At 62.5% G+C, this 16455-nt stretch carries 13 protein-coding genes; 5 read left to right on the forward strand and 8 right to left on the reverse strand.

Translation table 11 applies throughout. The features are described from left to right. The first annotated feature begins 44 nt into the window (after positions 1–44). On the forward strand, positions 45–521 hold the full coding sequence (locus tag AC1DDS_RS06780; RefSeq protein WP_477478175.1) for a thermonuclease family protein: 477 nt from the start codon (positions 45–47) through the stop codon (positions 519–521). 120 nt (positions 522–641) lie between these two features. Here the strand turns inward: AC1DDS_RS06780 and acs are convergent, their stop codons facing one another. Further along, positions 642–2597 carry an acetate--CoA ligase gene (gene acs / locus AC1DDS_RS06785; RefSeq protein WP_477478176.1) on the reverse strand — a complete coding sequence of 652 codons (1956 nt, stop codon included), beginning with the start codon at positions 2595–2597 and terminating at the stop codon, positions 642–644. Positions 2598–2812: 215 nt separating this feature from the next. On the opposite strand from acs, the gene AC1DDS_RS06790 reads away from it, so the two are divergent. Further along, a complete protein-coding gene (locus AC1DDS_RS06790; RefSeq protein WP_310414041.1) occupies positions 2813–3514 on the forward strand; it encodes a DUF1013 domain-containing protein in 702 nt (233 codons plus the stop codon). A 101-nt stretch (positions 3515–3615) separates the two neighbouring features. Here the strand turns inward: AC1DDS_RS06790 and AC1DDS_RS06795 are convergent, their stop codons facing one another. Together AC1DDS_RS06795 and AC1DDS_RS06800 are read right to left on the reverse strand one after the other, a co-directional pair. Continuing rightward, the gene (locus AC1DDS_RS06795; RefSeq protein ID WP_477478177.1) at positions 3616–5523 is read right to left on the reverse strand and encodes a propionyl-CoA synthetase; all 1908 of its coding nucleotides are present in this window, start codon (positions 5521–5523) and stop codon (positions 3616–3618) included. Positions 5524–5706: 183 nt separating this feature from the next. Next, positions 5707–6363: a YggS family pyridoxal phosphate-dependent enzyme gene (locus AC1DDS_RS06800; RefSeq protein ID WP_477478178.1), complete on the reverse strand. Its 657-nt coding sequence runs from the start codon at positions 6361–6363 to the stop codon at positions 5707–5709. A gap of 196 nt (positions 6364–6559) precedes the next feature. On the opposite strand from AC1DDS_RS06800, the gene leuS reads away from it, so the two are divergent. The 3 genes from leuS to holA are packed head-to-tail and all read left to right on the forward strand — an operon-like array spanning position 6560 to position 10727. Next, a complete protein-coding gene (gene leuS, locus AC1DDS_RS06805) occupies positions 6560–9178 on the forward strand; it encodes a leucine--tRNA ligase (protein ID WP_477478179.1) in 2619 nt (872 codons plus the stop codon). After that, positions 9165–9686, forward strand: a complete 522-nt coding sequence (gene lptE / locus AC1DDS_RS06810) for an LPS assembly lipoprotein LptE (protein WP_310414055.1) — start codon at positions 9165–9167, stop codon at positions 9684–9686. The genes leuS and lptE overlap by 14 nt, the downstream gene beginning before the upstream one ends. Before the next feature lie 6 nt (positions 9687–9692). Continuing rightward, positions 9693–10727: a DNA polymerase III subunit delta gene (gene holA, locus AC1DDS_RS06815; protein ID WP_477478180.1), complete on the forward strand. Its 1035-nt coding sequence runs from the start codon at positions 9693–9695 to the stop codon at positions 10725–10727. Positions 10728–10739: 12 nt separating this feature from the next. Here holA and AC1DDS_RS06820 read toward each other — a convergent pair whose 3' ends face one another. The 5 genes from AC1DDS_RS06820 to mnmE form a co-directional block, all read right to left on the reverse strand. Then, complete coding sequence (locus AC1DDS_RS06820; protein ID WP_477478181.1) at positions 10740–11636, reverse strand: ParB/RepB/Spo0J family partition protein; 897 nt, start codon at positions 11634–11636, stop codon at positions 10740–10742. Positions 11637–11656: 20 nt separating this feature from the next. Then, positions 11657–12451: a ParA family protein gene (locus AC1DDS_RS06825; protein ID WP_477478182.1), complete on the reverse strand. Its 795-nt coding sequence runs from the start codon at positions 12449–12451 to the stop codon at positions 11657–11659. Positions 12452–12463: 12 nt separating this feature from the next. Further along, a complete protein-coding gene (locus AC1DDS_RS06830; protein WP_477478183.1) occupies positions 12464–13099 on the reverse strand; it encodes a 16S rRNA (guanine(527)-N(7))-methyltransferase RsmG in 636 nt (211 codons plus the stop codon). Next, positions 13096–14976 (reverse strand): tRNA uridine-5-carboxymethylaminomethyl(34) synthesis enzyme MnmG, encoded by a 1881-nt coding sequence (gene mnmG / locus AC1DDS_RS06835; RefSeq protein ID WP_477478184.1) that lies wholly within the window; start codon positions 14974–14976, stop codon positions 13096–13098. Before mnmG ends, AC1DDS_RS06830 begins: the two co-directional genes overlap by 4 nt. 94 nt (positions 14977–15070) lie before the next feature. Then, positions 15071–16411, reverse strand: coding sequence for a tRNA uridine-5-carboxymethylaminomethyl(34) synthesis GTPase MnmE (mnmE, locus tag AC1DDS_RS06840; protein ID WP_477478256.1), 1341 nt, complete (start codon positions 16409–16411; stop codon positions 15071–15073). Between the last annotated feature and the right edge of the window lie 44 nt (positions 16412–16455).

Here is a 16455-nt window from a genome sequence, read left to right on the forward strand (position 1 = left end):
CGTTAATTCCTATTGCGTACGGCGCAATTGCGGAATATCTTCCTATGATGTCGATCCGCCGCCGCCTTTCCGCGTTGCTCCTGACATTGACCAGTCTGTTCCTGGCCAATGTTACCGCTCATGGTGCCGAGGGCATCACGACTAACGTGATCGCAGGCCCCGTCGCAGCGCAAGTCATACGCGTGATAGACGGTGACACCATCCTTGTCTCCGCTCGCCCATGGCCGCAGCAGCACGTTGATGTCTTCGTTCGCCTGCGGGGCATAGATACGCCGGAGATGAAGTCTCGCTGCGCAGGCGACCGCGCTGCTGCCAAAACGGCAAGAGATCTATTGTCCAGCCTTGTCCTGGGTGGCGACAACCTGTTCCTGACCGATGTCTCCGCCGACAAGTATTTCGGCCGGGTCGTTGCCGACGTCCATCTCATTGATGGCCGGAATCCGGCTCACGACCTGGTGGCTGCGGGTCTTGCGACACCCTATGACGGTGGAGCAAAGCGGCCCTGTGCCGACAGTGAGTGAGGCGCGGGCCTGTTCCGCTCACACCTCGGTTTTTTCCGACCGGGACGGCGTTCGTGCACCACTCGTTGATTCGTTCCCCGCCGGTGACGGCGGGGAACGGTCTGCACCCGTCTTGGCTGCTCAGCCAGCGGCCCGGTTCTGGCGATTGGCGATAAGATCATCGACGACGGCCGGATCGGCCAGCGTCGAGGTGTCACCCAGCGCGCCGAAATCGTCTTCGGCGATCTTGCGGAGAATCCGGCGCATGATCTTGCCGGAGCGGGTCTTTGGCAGGCCCGGGGCGAACTGGATCTTGTCCGGCGTGGCGATCGGTCCGATTTCCTTTCGGACGTGCTTGATCAGGTCCTGGCGAAGAGCGTCCGTGCCTTCCTCGCCCGCCATCAGCGAGACGTAGCAGTAGATGCCCTGACCCTTCAGGCCATGCGGATAGCCGACCACCGCCGCCTCGGACACCAGATGGTGCGAAACGAGCGCCGATTCGACCTCCGCCGTACCAAGACGGTGGCCGGAAACGTTCAGCACGTCATCGACGCGGCCGGTGATCCAATAGTAGCCGTCCTCGTCGCGGCGGCAGCCGTCACCGGTGAAATACTTGCCCTTGTAGGTCGAGAAGTAGGTCTGGATGAAGCGCGGATGGTCGCCATAGACCGTCCGCATCTGTCCCGGCCAGCTATCGGCGATGCAAAGGTTGCCATCGCTCGCACCCTCCAGGACGTTGCCCTCGTTGTCGACAAGCTGCGGTTTGATGCCGAAAAACGGCCGCGTCGCCGAACCCGCCTTCAGGTCCGTGGCCCCCGGCAGGGGACTGATCAGGATGCCGCCGGTCTCCGTCTGCCACCAGGTGTCCACGATCGGGCATCGGGCGTCACCGACCGTGTTGTAGTACCACTCCCAGGCTTCGGGGTTGATCGGCTCGCCAACCGAACCGAGCAGGCGCAGCGATGAACGCGAGGAGCGCTTGACGAAGGCGTCACCGGCACCCATCAGCGCGCGGATCGCCGTCGGCGCGGTGTAGAAGATGTTGACCTTGTGCTTGTCGACCACTTCCCAGAAACGGCCGGCGTCCGGGAAGTTCGGCACGCCTTCGAACATGAGCGTCGTCGCCCGGTTCGCCAGCGGTCCGTAGACGATGTAGGAATGTCCCGTCACCCAGCCGACGTCGGCGGTGCACCAGTAGATATCGCCATCGTGGTAGTCGAAGACGTACTTGTGGGTCATCGACGCATAGACAAGGTAGCCGGCGGTCGTGTGGAGCACGCCCTTCGGCTTGCCCGTGGAGCCGGAGGTGTAGAGGATGAACAGCGGGTCTTCTGCCTTCATCTTCGCGGGCGCGCACTCGCGCGGGACGCTTGCCACTTCCTCGTGATACCAGAGGTCGCGGCCCGGCGCCCAGCCGGTTTTTCCGCCCGTACGGCGGACGACCAGAACCTTGTTGACGATCACGAATTGCTTGGCGGCGATGTCGATCGCCGTGTCGGTGTTTTCCTTCAGCGGGATCGGTTTTCCGCCGCGCACACCCTCATCGCAGGTAATGACGAACGTCGATTCGCAGTCGACGATGCGCCCGGCGAGCGCATCCGGCGAAAAGCCGCCGAACACCACCGAATGGATCGCGCCGATCCGCGCGCAGGCGAGCATCGCGTAGGCCGCCTCGGGGATCATCGGCATGTAGATCGTGACCCGGTCGCCCTTCTTGACGCCGTGCTTCTTCATCACGTTCGCCAGCCGGCACACGTGCTCGTGCAGTTCGTTGTAGGTGATTTTCTTGTCGATGTAAGGGTTGTCGCCTTCCCAGATGATCGCCACCTGGTCGCCATGCGCCTTCAGATGGCGGTCAATACAGTTGTAAGAGACGTTGGTGATGCCGTCCTCGAACCACTTGATCGGAACCTTGCCGCTGAAGGATGTGTTCTTGACCTTTGTGTAGGGCTTGAACCAGTCGATCCGCATCCCGTGCTTGTCCCAGAAGCGCTCCGGATTTTCGACGCTCTCGCGATACCATTTCTGATAGGTGTCGTTGTCGATCAGCGCACGACTTTTCGCGGATTTCAGGACCGGATAGGTCTTAGCAGACATAAACTCCTCCTCATGCGGTGTTCGGGCCTCCAGCCCGATCGGTCAGCGCCATTCATAACAGCTCAAGCCCTTACGGCAATTAGACAAAGGTCATTTGTTACTTGTAGAATTGCATTTCTGCGATGGTGGCGGTATAGAGATGCCCAATTCCCGGAAATCAGTGGTTAGACCCCACGGCCCGCGACACCGGCGCGGACGAACAAAGGATTGTATCCATGGCTCAACAACTGCTCATGCCAAAGGCGACCGCCGTCTGGCTGGTCGACAACACGGCGCTGTCGTTCGACCAGATCGCCCAGTTCTGCAAGCTGCACCCGCTCGAGGTCAAGGCGATCGCGGACGGCGAATCGGCCCAGGGCATCAAAGGTCTCGACCCCATCGCCACCGGCCAGCTGTCCCGCGACGAGATCGCCCGCGCCGAAGCCAATCCGAATCACAAGCTCAAGCTTTCCGAGCCGAAAGTGCGCGTACCGGAATCGAAGCGCAAGGGACCGCGCTACACCCCGGTCTCCAAGCGCCAGGACCGGCCCAACGCCATCCTCTGGCTGGTCCGCAACCATCCGGAACTGAAGGACGCCCAGATCTCGCGTCTCGTCGGCACGACCAAGTCGACGATCGAGCAGATCCGCGAGCGCACGCACTGGAATTCCGCCAACCTGACGCCGATGGACCCGGTCACGCTCGGCCTGTGCTCGCAGATCGACCTTGATCTCGAGGTCGAGCGCGCCTCCAAGGGCCGGCCGCTGCCGACGGCTGCGGAACTCGGCGCAACGCTCGAATCCGCGCAGGAAACCGAAAAGCTGCCCTTCGGCGGCCACGAGCGCGAGGAAGAGAAGGAAATCGACGCCGACGCCGTCTTTGCCAAGCTGAAGTCGCTGAAGTCGTCGCATCCCGAGGATGAAGACGACGATCTCTGAGCGATCGGCAAGTCGCAAAAAAAATGGCCCGGCCGCAAGGACCGGGCATTTTTTATGGTGCTTTACGCTCTCTAGATATCTTTCCCGCTTAACGGGATGCTTCAGACGCCGATTCCATGCGTCGCCAGCGCCTCGCGTATCTCATCGAGAATGGCCGGATCGTCAATCGTTGCCGGCATTCTCCACTCCTGCCGATCGGCGATCTTCTGCATCGTTCCCCGCAGGATCTTGCCGGAGCGCGTCTTCGGCAGACGCTTGACACAGACGACGGTCTTGAGCGCTGCAACCGGCCCAATGCGGTCGCGCACTAGCGCCACCACCTCGCCCTCGATAACTGATGATTCACGTGAAACACCGCGGTTGAGAACGAGGAAGCCGGCGGGGATCTGCCCCTTCAACGCATCGGCGATGCCGATGACGGCGCATTCGGCAACATCCGGATGGCTGGCGCAGACCTCTTCCATCGCACCGGTGGAGAGGCGATGCCCCGCCACGTTGATGATGTCGTCGGTGCGCGCCATGATGAACACGTAGCCGTCTTCATCGAGGTAACCTGCGTCGGCGGTCTTGTAGTAACCGGGGAATTCAACCAGGCAGACGGCGCGAAAACGTTCGTCGGCGTTCCAGAAAGACGGCAGGCAGCCCGGGGGCAGGGGAAGCTTCACGACAATGTTGCCGAGCGTCCCCGGTTCGACCGGGTGACCGGCATCATCGAGCACATCGATCGTGTAACCGGGCAGGGGCACCGTGGGCGAACCGTGCTTCACCGGCAGAAGCCCCAGACCGAGCGGATTGCCAGCCATCGGCCAGCCCGTTTCCGTCTGCCACCAGTGATCGATGACCGGCACCTGCAGGACCTTTTCCGCCCACTGCAGCGTGTTCGGATCGGCCCGCTCTCCGGCGAGGAAGAGCGCCCGCAGTGAACTCAGGTCGTATTTCGGGATCAGTGACCCGGACGGGTCTTCCCTGCGGATGGCGCGGAACGCGGTCGGCGCGGTAAACAGGACACTGACCTGATGCTCCTGGATCACCCGCCAATAGGCGCCGGCATCCGGCGTGCCGACCGGTTTGCCTTCGTAAAGGACAGTCGTGCTCCCGTTCAGAAGGGGCCCATAGACGATGTAGGAATGGCCGACCACCCAGCCGATATCCGAGGCAGTCCAGAACACCTCGCCGGGTCGAACCCCGTAGAAGTGCTTCATGCTCCAGGCCAGCGCCACCATGTGTCCGCCGTTGTCGCGCAGCACGCCCTTTGGCTGGCCGGTCGTCCCGGACGTGTAGAGGACATAGAGCGGGTCGGTCGCGCGCAGCGAAACGCAAGGCACGGTGCGCCCGCCTTGCTTTGCCCGAGCGACAGCCGCGGTGAAATCGACGTCGCGATCCTCGACGAGCGAAGCCTCGAGTTCGGGACGCTGCAGCACGAGACAGCGCTCCGGCTTGTGGCCGGCCATCTCAAGCGCGGCGTCGAGCAAGGGCTTGTAGGCAACCACGCGGCCCGGCTCGATGCCGCAGCTCGCCGTAATGACTATCTTCGCCTTGCAGTCATCGATGCGGGTCGCCAGCTCGTTCGCCGCAAACCCGCCGAAAACGATGGAATGGACTGCGCCGATGCGCGCGCAGGCGAGCATACTGAAGACCGCCTCCGGAACCATCGGCATGTAGATGATGACCCGATCGCCGCGCTCGACGCCCAGATCGGTCAGCACCGCCGCAATTGCCTGAACCTCAACCAGCATCTCGGCATAGGTGTATCGGCGCTTCTGGCCGGTCACCGGGCTGTCATAGATCAGCGCCGCCTGGTCGGCCCGACCAGACGCGACATGGCGATCGACGCAATTGTAGCAGGTGTTGGCTTCGCCGTCGGGAAACCAGTGTCCATAGACGCCCCGCTCGCCGTCGAACGCGATGGACGGCGCCTTGAACCAGTCAATCGCGCTGGCGGCTTCCGCCCAGAACGCGGACGGGTCCGCCTGCCATTGCGCATAGGTGGCTGCGTATGTGCTCGCCATGATGATGATGCTCCTCCGGTATTCGTCTGGCCGTCGAGACGGCCCCTCCGAAGGAAAGAATAGGCAACTCCCTTCACGCAGGGAAGCCAGACCATTGGGCTAGATGCACGCGGAGTTCCCGGTCGCATTGCCGATCATCACGATAGGACAGTCGAACCGCACGCAGCGACGCTCAAAATCGTGTTACCGCGAGCCGAAAATGGCCGACCCGACGCGGACGCTTGTCGCGCCGAAGGCCACGGCCGTTTCGTAGTCCCCCGACATTCCCATCGACAGGCGCTCGACGCCTGCCTCTTTCGCGAGTTTCGCCAGAAGCGCAAAATGCGGGCCTGGATTTTCGTCGGCAGGCGGAATGCACATCAGGCCTTCGATATCGAGATTCAGCGACCGGCAGGATACCACGAACGACGCCGTATCCTCCGGCGCAATCCCGGCCTTCTGCGCCTCGAGACCGGTATTGACCTGAACATAGAGCCGCAGGCGTCGGCCCTGCCGTTGCATCTCCGCAGCAATTGCCTTGGCGATCTTCTCCCGATCGACGGTCTCGATCACATCGAACAGGGCCACCGCTTCCGCCGCCTTGTTCGACTGGAGCGGGCCGATCAGGCGAAGCTCCAGATCGGCCATCTCGCCGCGGAGCCCGGGCCACTTGCCCTGCGCCTCCTGGACACGGTTTTCGCCGAACACCCGTTGGCCCGCGGCAATCGCCGGACGGATCGCCTCCGCATCGAAAGTCTTCGATACGGCAACAAGCGTGACCGCGTCCGGGGCACGGCCGGTAGCCAGGGAAGCCTTGCGGATTCGACCGCGAACCTCGTTGAGACGCTCTTCCAGTTCCATGCCCAGCCTCCGATGTCTAATCGTGTGTCCGGACCTAGCGAAATCGGTACGGCTTGCCAAGGGCGGGTCCTAGAGCGAAGCGCGTTTGAGGCTCGAGGGGGCGGTCAAAAACTTGACGCTATCGCGGTTTCATGGTGAAGGTCTCGCCACCAATTCTCATGGGCTTTGCCCACAGCTTTTCGGACAAATCGACGACATGGCAACCGAACGTTACAACCCTCGCGATGCCGAGCCACGCTGGCAGGCAAAATGGAATGAAGAGAACGTCTTTCTCACCAAGAACGACGATCCGCGGGAAAAGTACTACGTGCTTGAGATGTTCCCGTATCCCTCCGGGCGCATTCACATGGGCCATGTGCGCAACTACGCCATGGGCGATGTCGTCGCCCGCTACAAGCGCGCCCGCGGCTTCAACGTGCTGCATCCGATGGGCTGGGACGCCTTCGGCATGCCCGCGGAAAACGCCGCCATGGAACGCGGCGTCCATCCGGCATCCTGGACCTACCAGAACATCGCCTCGATGAAGGCCCAGCTCAAGGCCATGGGCCTGTCGCTGGACTGGTCGCGCGAGTTCGCGACCTGCGACGTCGAATATTACCAGCACCAGCAGCGGCTGTTCCTCGACTTCCTCGAGAAGGGTCTGGTCTATCGCAAGCAGTCGAAAGTCAATTGGGATCCGGTCGACAACACAGTGCTTGCCAACGAGCAGGTCATCGACGGCCGCGGCTGGCGTTCGGGCGCTCTGGTGGAGCAGCGCGAGCTGACGCAATGGTTCTTCCGCATCACCGACTTCTCGGACGACCTGCTGCAGGCACTCGATACGCTCGACCAGTGGCCGGAAAAGGTCCGCCTGATGCAGAAGAACTGGATCGGCCGATCGGACGGGATGATGATCCGCTGGGAGATCGCGGACCAGGCCGGCCTGACCGATGCCAGCGACGTGACGGTCTATACGACCCGTCCCGACACCCTGTTCGGTGCCTCGTTTCTGGCTATTTCGGCTGACCATCCGCTCGCAAGGGACGCCGCGAGTCACAACGCCGCGATCGAAGCCTTTTGCGAGGAGTGCCGCCGTGCAGGAACGTCGCTTGCGGCGCTCGAGACGGCCGAGAAGAAGGGAATGGACACCGGCATCCGTGTCCGCCATCCGTTCGACCCGAATTGGGAACTGCCCGTCTACGTAGCCAACTTCGTGCTGATGGACTATGGCACGGGCGCCATTTTCGGCTGCCCTTCCGGCGACCAGCGCGACCTCGACTTCGCCCGCAAGTACAACCTCTCGGTCGTACCGGTCGTCATGCCGGACGGCGCCGACGCGACCACGTTTGCCATCGCAGACGAGGCCTATGTGGGCGACGGCGTGATGATCAATTCGCGCTTCCTGGATGGGCTTTCGACCGAGGCCGCCTTCGAGGAGGTCGCAAAAAGGCTGACGGAGGCGACTGTCGGCAACGCACCGCAGGGCGAGCGCAAGGTCAATTTCCGTCTGCGCGACTGGGGGATCTCTCGCCAGCGCTATTGGGGCTGCCCGATTCCGATCATTCATTGCGAGGCCTGCGGCGTCGTTCCGGTGCCGGCCAAGGACCTGCCGGTGAAGCTGCCGGACGACGTCTCTTTCGACAGTCCCGGCAACCCGCTCGATCGCCATCCGACCTGGCGGCATGTCGGCTGCCCGCAGTGCGGCAAGGACGCTCGGCGCGAGACCGACACCATGGACACGTTCGTGGATTCGTCCTGGTATTTCGCCCGCTTCACAGCTCCCTGGGAGAGCCGGCCGACGGATCCTGCGGCAGCCGACGCCTGGTTGCCGGTCGATCAGTATATCGGCGGCATCGAGCACGCGATCCTGCATCTGCTCTATTCCCGCTTCTTCACGCGCGCGATGCAGGTGGCCGGCCATCTTGACCTGAAGGAACCCTTCAAGGGCCTCTTCACCCAGGGCATGGTGGTGCACGAGACCTACAAGCGCGGTCGCGATTGGGTGACGCCGGCCGAGATCCGCATCGAGGAAGTCGACGGCAAGCGTCACGCAATCCACCTCGAATCCGGCGAAGAAATTACCATCGGCTCGATTGAGAAGATGTCGAAGTCGAAGAAGAACGTCGTCGACCCGGACGACATCATCGCCTCCTACGGCGCGGACACGGCGCGCTTCTTCGTGCTGTCCGATTCGCCCCCGGATCGAGACGTGATCTGGTCGGAGTCCGGTGTCGAGGGCGCGCATCGCTTCGTGCAGCGCGTCTGGCGTCTGATCTCCGAAGCTTCCGGCATGTTGAAAGCTTCCCCGTCCCGGCCAGGTGACGACGGCGACGCTTTGGCTGTGTCGCGCGCCGCCCACCGGACGCTGAAGGCGGTCCAGGCCGACTACGACAAGCTGGCCTTCAACAAGGCCGTTGCGCGGATTTATGAGTTCATGAACGTACTGGCGTCACCGTTGACCCTGGTTGCCGAGGGCAGGGCGACTGCTGACATGATCGCCGCGGTGCGCAACGCCAGCGAGATCATGATCGCCATGATCGCCCCGATTATGCCGCACCTGGCGGAGGAATGCTGGGCCGTGATCGGCGGGCAGGACCTTATCGCCCAGACCACGTGGCCGGCTTACAACGAGGCGTTGGTGGCCGAGAATGAAATCACCCTTCCGGTCCAGATTAACGGCAAGAAGCGCGCCGATTTGACAATCGCCCGCGACGCAGATCAGATGGCGGTCGAGGCGGCCGTTCTGGCCCTGGAGCAGGTTCAATCCGTTCTAGCCGGACAGAAGCCGAAGAAGATCATCGTCATCCCACAGAGGATCGTGAATGTTGTTGTCTGACGGCAGGAGCTTGAAGTTCGCAATTTCCGCGATTGGCCTTTTGGCCCTTACCGTCACCGCCGGTTGCCAGGTCCGGCCACTCCATTCGACCGGATCGGCCGGCGCTGGAGCAGCCGCGTCCGTCTCCGTGTCGGAGGCCGATGATCGCGTCGAACAGCGGGTCCGCAACGAACTGATCTTTCTGCTCGGCGGCGGCGCCGGCGAGCCAACCGCGGCCGCCTATCATCTGGAGTTGAGCGTCGCCTCGCGCGCAGTCGACGTGCTGGTCTCGTCGTCTGACGACGTTGCCCGCGCAGGCCGTATCGTCATGACGGCCGACTACAACCTGACGCGATCCGATTCCGGCGAAACGATTCGTTCCGGCAGGCGGCAAGTCGTGGCGCTCGTCGATTTCCCTGTCCAGGAGTTCGCCAAGTTGCGGGCAATTCGCGATGCCGAGAACAGGGCCGCTCGCGAGCTCGCTGAGCTGTTACGCGCAGATATTGCAACGGGCCTCGCAAAACGTTAGCCGGCTATGACAGAGATCAAGTCGCATGAGTTCGACGCGTTTCTAAAACGCGCCCCCCGATCGGGCGGCATATTTTTGGTATATGGTCCCGATCGCGGTCTCGTGTCCGAGCGCGCGAGCCTGCTGGCGCGCTCGACGGGCGTTCCCCTCGATGACGCCTTCTCCACCCTGCGAATCACCGCATCAGACCTCGTCGGCCAACCGGGCAGATTGCTGGACGAGATGCACGCGATCGGTCTGTTCGGTGGCGATCGCCTTGTCTGGATCAAGGATGCCGCCAATGAGCGCCCGCTGCTCGAGGCTCTCGACCTGCTCAGCAAAGAGCCGCCCGTCGGCAGCACGCTGATTGTCGAGGCTGGCGACCTCAAGAAGGGGGCGGCGCTGCGCAAAGCCGTCGAGGCATCGCGGAGCGCGGTCGCCATTCCCTGCTATTCCGACGACGCGCGCGCCTTGAACGGACTGATCGATAATGAATTGGAAGCAGCTGGATTGCGGATCGCGCCCGCCGCCCGACAGCGCCTGGTGGAATGCATCGGCGGCGACCGCATCGCCTCACGCAACGAGATCCGCAAGCTAGCGCTGTACTGTCAGGGACAGGGGCTCGTCGAGGATGAGGATGTCATTGCGGCGATCGGCGACGCCAGTGCAATTTCCGTGGATGACGCAGTCGATGCAATTCTGAAAGGTGATCAGTCGGCATATCTCACTGCCATGCAGAAGATCATGTCGTCCAAAACCCCGGTATTTCTCGTTCTGCAAGCCTGCCTGAAGCAGTTCCAATTGCTTGAACTGATGCGGGCGGAGATGGACGAGAAACGCCTCGACGCTTCGCAGGCGGTGGCGACCATGGGTCGTCATCTCCATTTCCGGCGTAAGCCGGTGATCGAGCAGGCGTTGAGGCGGTGGCGGAGCGACGCGCTCCGGCGCGAAACGTCGCGGCTTCAGGCCACCATTCTGCAAAGCCGGCAACGATCTGCGTTGGAAGGAACCATTGCGCTGCAGACGCTGCTGTCGACCGCGCTCCAGTCGGCCCGCGGGTAAGGAAACGACCGGTCAGCGGCGCTCCAGCAGCCGGCAGATTTCTTCCAACTGCTCGAGCGTCTTGTAGCCGATGCGCAGATATCCGCCGCCGGCCTTGTGGCTGACCGTCACCTCAAGTCCCAGGCTGTCCGAAAGCGTGCGCTCGAGCGCAAGCGTATCGGCGTCCTTTTCTTCCTTGTGCGCTGGCTTGCGGTTCTGATGGTCCGGGTCGGCCTGCGCCTTGATATCATTCTGCGCCAGCCGCTCGGCATCGCGGACGGACATTCCCTTCGCGACAATCGTTTTGGCCAGACTGACCGGATCCGACGTCGGCACCAGCGCGCGGGCATGACCGGCCGAAAGCGCGCCGGAGGCGAGCATGTCTCGTACCGGTTCCGGCAGCTTCAACAGCCGCAGGCTGTTAGCCACGTGACTGCGGCTCTTGCCGATGATCTCGCCCAGGTCGTTCTGCGTATAGCCGTGCTCGGCAATCAGCTGATCGTAGCCGAGCGCCTCTTCCAACGGGTTAAGATCGGAGCGCTGGACGTTCTCGACGATCGCAATCTCCAACGCCGTGCGATCGTCCACATCACGGACAATCACCGGAATTTCCACGAAACCGGCGAGTTGGGCCGCCCGCCAGCGCCGTTCGCCGGCGATGATCTCGAAGCGCTCCGCTGCAATCGTCCGCACGACGACCGGCTGGACGATGCCGTGCTGGCGGATCGACGCCGCCAGGTCCTGCAACTCCGCCTCATCGAAGTAGCGGCGCGGGTTTCGCGGGTTTCGTCCGACGAATTCGATCGGCACCATCCGGTCGGGATTGATCGGCGGCGGTTCGGCCGCACCGATTGCCACCGGCTGGTCCATTTCGCCGATCAGTGCGGCCAGACCGCGTCCGAGCCGCCGCTTCGCGTTATCGTCACTCATGATTGCCACTCTCAATAAGACTATGCCGCTTTGCGCTGCCGTTCGCGCTGGAGGACTTCGGAGGCCAGTTGCAGATAGGCCTGGCTGCCGGCGCATTTCAGATCATAAAGAATAGCCGGCTTACCATAGGAGGGCGCTTCCGATACGCGAACATTCCGTGGGATCAGGGTGTGATAAACCTTTTCGCCCAGATGGGTGCGCACGTCGTTGACAACCTGCAAGGCAAGGTTGTTACGCGAGTCATACATCGTCAGCACGATTCCCTGGATGTCCAACGACGGGTTCACCGTGCGCCGAATCTGGTCGACCGTCTCCAGGAGCTGGCTGAGACCCTCCAGGGCAAAAAACTCGCACTGCAATGGCACAAGTACCGAATGCGCAGCCGTCATCGCATTCATCGTCAACAGGTTGAACGAGGGCGGACAATCGACGAGGATATAGGAATACGCAGACGCATCTTCGGAAAACAATGCGCGCCGCAGGCGAAAGACCCGATCGCTCTCGCCGGCGATCTCCATCTCGATTCCCAGAAGATCCATCGTCGAGGGCAGAATGGACAGATTGGGCACGGCGGTCTGCTGGGCGATCTCGCCGATGCTGTGCGTGCCGATCAGCAAGTCGTAGGATGAAAGCTTCCGGTCGCGGCGGTCGATGCCGAGCCCGGTGCTGGCATTACCCTGCGGGTCGAGATCGACGATCAGCACCCGCTCGCCGATGGCCGCAAGCGCCGTCGCCAGGTTGATCGCGGTGGTGGTCTTGCCGACCCCACCCTTTTGGTTCGCAATGGTGATGATTCGGTTGGGTAGGCTTGCCATTTGACTCCGCCGTCACTGAATGATCCGCGAAAGATTCGTTATCTCCAGCACGACAGAATCGCGCTCAACGACACTTTGATGTTTTACCAGATCGAAGCACCAGCGACCAACTGCTTTATCCACTTCGGTCTGGTAATCCCGGCCTTTATGGAAATAGGCCCGGCAGTTCGGATTGGGCGTCATCCAGGGTGCACTGAATTCAAGCAAGAGCGACAGATCGGCCAGGGCCCGCGCCGAGATCGCGTCGCATCGCGGAATTGTGGTCGGCGCCGCCTCGATTCGAATGGGATGGACGCTGGCCAAGGCGCCGGTCTCGGCAATCGCGGTTCGCAAGAACGCCGCTTTTTTGTTGTTGCTTTCAACCAGATGCACCCAACCGCCGCCGGCTTCGTTCAGGAGGATCGCAGTGATAATGCCGGGGAAACCGCCGCCGCTGCCCAGATCGACCCAGGTTCGCGGGCCGGGATTCAGTTGATAAATCTGGGCGCTGTCGCGGATGTGCCGCTCGCCGAACTCAGCCAGCGTCGAGGGCGCCACAAGATTAATGGTGCGTGCCCACTTCTTGAACAGCAAAGCAAAGCGAATCAATCGTTCATTCGTTTCACGTGAAACAGGCAAACCCGCAAGGGGCAGATCCGTGTCTGTCATGCCCCGGCGCTCCGAGCTTCATTTCCAATCACCAATTCATCGCGCCGCAACGCCGTCAGCAGCAACGAGATCGCCGCCGGCGTCATGCCGTCGATTCGCGATGCCTGCGCCACATTGGCTGGACGGTGCTGCGCGAGTTTGCCGCGCAACTCGTTCGACAGACCCGGCAGACTGCTGAAGCTGAAGTCCGATGGAATGGTGCGCTGCTCCTCGCGTCGCACATCGGCGATGTCGGCCGCCTGCCGATCCATATAGACCGCATAACCAGCCTCGATCTCCAACGTCTCGCGCAGGCGCGGCGGAATCTGCGACAGTGGCGGCCAAACCGCTTGCAGCGACGCAATCGAATGTTCCGGGTATGATAGCAGTTCGTAAGCGCTGCGTCTCTGGCCGTCCTGATTCAGCCGCAAGCCATGCTGCGCTGCCTGGCTTGGCGTGATCGTTAGGGACTGCGCCAGGGCGCGGAACCGGTCAAGGCCCGCTTGCCAGGACTCAAACCGATCGCGGCGCGGCGCACCGACGATCCCCAGTTCGATCCCTAGCGGCGTCAGGCGTAGATCGGCATTATCCGCCCGGAGCGACAGGCGGTACTCGGCTCGCGAGGTGAACATCCGGTAGGGCTCAGCCACGCCGCGTGAGGTCAGGTCGTCGATCATCACGCCGATGTAGCTCTCCGTGCGGCTGAAATGGTGGGGCGGCAGCCCGCCAACGCACCGAGCAGCATTCAGGCCGGCCACTAGGCCCTGGGCGGCGGCCTCCTCGTAGCCGGTCGTTCCATTGATCTGCCCGGCCAGGAATAGCCCGGGTCGCTTCTTCACTTCAAGCCCGTGGCTCAGTTCGCGCGGATCGACATGGTCGTACTCGATCGCATAGCCCGGCTGGATGATCTCGACGCGTTCCAGTCCCGATATCGTGCGGATAAAGGCCGACTGGATCTCAGCGGGGAGGGAGGTCGAGATTCCGTTCGGATAGACCGTGTCGTCCTCCAGCCCTTCCGGCTCAAGAAAGATCTGGTGGCCGTCGCGCTCACCGAAGCGGACAATCTTGTCCTCAATCGACGGGCAATAGCGCGGCCCAACGCCCTGAATCTGACCGGAGTACATGGCGGACCGGCCGATGTTCTCTTCGATGATCCGGTGGGTCTCACCCGTCGTGCGCGTGACGCCGCACTCGATCTGGGGATTGACGATCTGATCGGTCATGAAGGAGAACGGCACAGGCTCCGCGTCGGCCGCCTGCCGACCCACCTGGTCCCAGGCGATCGTCTTGCCGGACAGACGCGCCGGCGTTCCGGTCTTCAGCCGTCCGAGGTTGAGGCCGAGCCGGGCGAGGGTCTCTGACAGGCCAAGGGACGGCTTCTCGCCGACCCGGCCGGCTGGGATCGTCTCATGACCGATATGAATCATGCCGCGCAAGAACGTTCCCGTGGTCAGCACCACGGCCCGGCAGGCGATTTTCCGTCCATCCGCGGTGTGAACGGCGGTTATCTCGTCGCGGTCGATCTCGATATCGAAGGCATCGCCCTCGATGATGTCGAGGTTCGCGACGGAGGCAATCTCCTCCTGCATCCCGGTGCGGTAGAGTTGGCGATCGGCCTGTGTCCGCGGCCCCCGCACCGCGGGACCCTTGCGACGGTTCAGCAGTCGAAACTGGATTCCCGCCCGGTCGGCGACCCGCCCCATCAGCCCGTCCAGCGCGTCCACCTCGCGAACGAGATGCCCCTTGCCGAGCCCGCCAATGGCGGGGTTGCACGACATGACACCGATCGTCTGGCGCGAATGCGTCAGTAGCGCGGTGCGCGCCCCGGCGCGGGCGGACGCGGATGCGGCTTCACATCCGGCATGCCCCCCGCCAATTACCACAACATCGTACTTCATAGTTCTTCCCATCTGGCGTTCGCCAATGTTGGAATCGTTTCACGTGAAACACCGCACCGGACTCGTCTGCGTTGTACAGGTTGTTTCACGTGAATCACTTCCCGATGCAAAATTCCGAGAATATCACGTCAAGCAGGTTCTCAACGTCGACGCGGCCAGTGATGCGGCCAATGGCGTTCGCAGCCAGCCGAAGGCTCTCCGCCTGCAACTCGAGACTTGCCGCATCAAACGCCAGCGCGTCCTCGATTGCGTGAAACGCGGTGCGTAACGCATCATTGTGTCGCTCACGCGACGGGATCGCGAAAGCGGCAGCGTCCGTCACATGCGGCAAATGCTGCCGGATGGTATCGAGCAGGGCCTCCATGCCGTCGCCGGTACGGGTCGAGATCGGAAAGATACTGCCAGGACGGGCGGTGTTGCCCGTTTTGTCGTCCAGATCCGATTTCGGCGCAATGTAGATCGTCGGCGCGCCGCCATGCTGGGCAGCAGCGGTGGAGATGGTGGCAACGCTCTCGCTTCTATCCACCAGCCGCAGGATGAGGTCCGCACTGGCGACAGCCGATCGTGCGCGTCGGATGCCCTCCATCTCGACGACCTCGACCGTGTCGCGAATCCCAGCCGTGTCGAGCACTCGTACGGCAAATCCGTCCAGATCGAGGTCGACCGCGATGACATCACGCGTGGTGCCGGGAATATCGGTGACAATAGCGATATCCCGACCGGACAAATAATTGATAAGGCTGGATTTTCCAACGTTTGGCGGACCTGTGATGACGACCGTCAGGCCATCGCGAATGATTTCCCCGGCCCGCGCGCCCTTCAGGTGCTGGGCGAGCTCGGCGCAGATTGCGCGCAGGTCCTCGCGGATCGTCTGTCCGACCGCGCCGGGCACATCCTCCTCGTCGGCGAAGTCCAGTTCCGCTTCGATCATCGCCCTGGCATGCGTCAGCCGGCGCGTCCAATCATCATAGAGCTTGGAGACGCCGCCGGCGGCGTGCTCGAGCGCCAGGCGGCGCTGCATCTCGGTCTGCGCGGAAACAATGTCGGCAAGCCCCTCGATTTCTACGAGGTCGAGCTTGCCGTTGTGAAAGGCCCGGCGGCTGAACTCACCGGCCTCGGCCGGCCGCAGCCCCGGGATTGCAGCGAGTGCATCGAGCGTCGCCCGCACGGTGGCGCGGCCGCCATGGATATGCAGTTCGGCTGAATCCTCTCCGGTGAATGAGGCCGGGTTGGGAAAGAACAGGACCAATCCCTGATCCAGGATATCGCCGTTTCGGTTGCGAATCGAACACAACGACGCGTGACGCGGGGCCGGAATCTTTCCGATCATCGCCGTAAGTGCATTCGAACAGCCCGGACCGCTGATACGTATGACCGCAACGCCGGACGGAAGTCCACCGCTCGAAAGCGCAAAAATGGTATCACTGACAACCATTGTCATCACAACTGCGGGGGTTTGGCTGGGCGCGTCGGCAAAAG

Source organism: Mycoplana sp. 10N416, assembly GCF_056394765.1.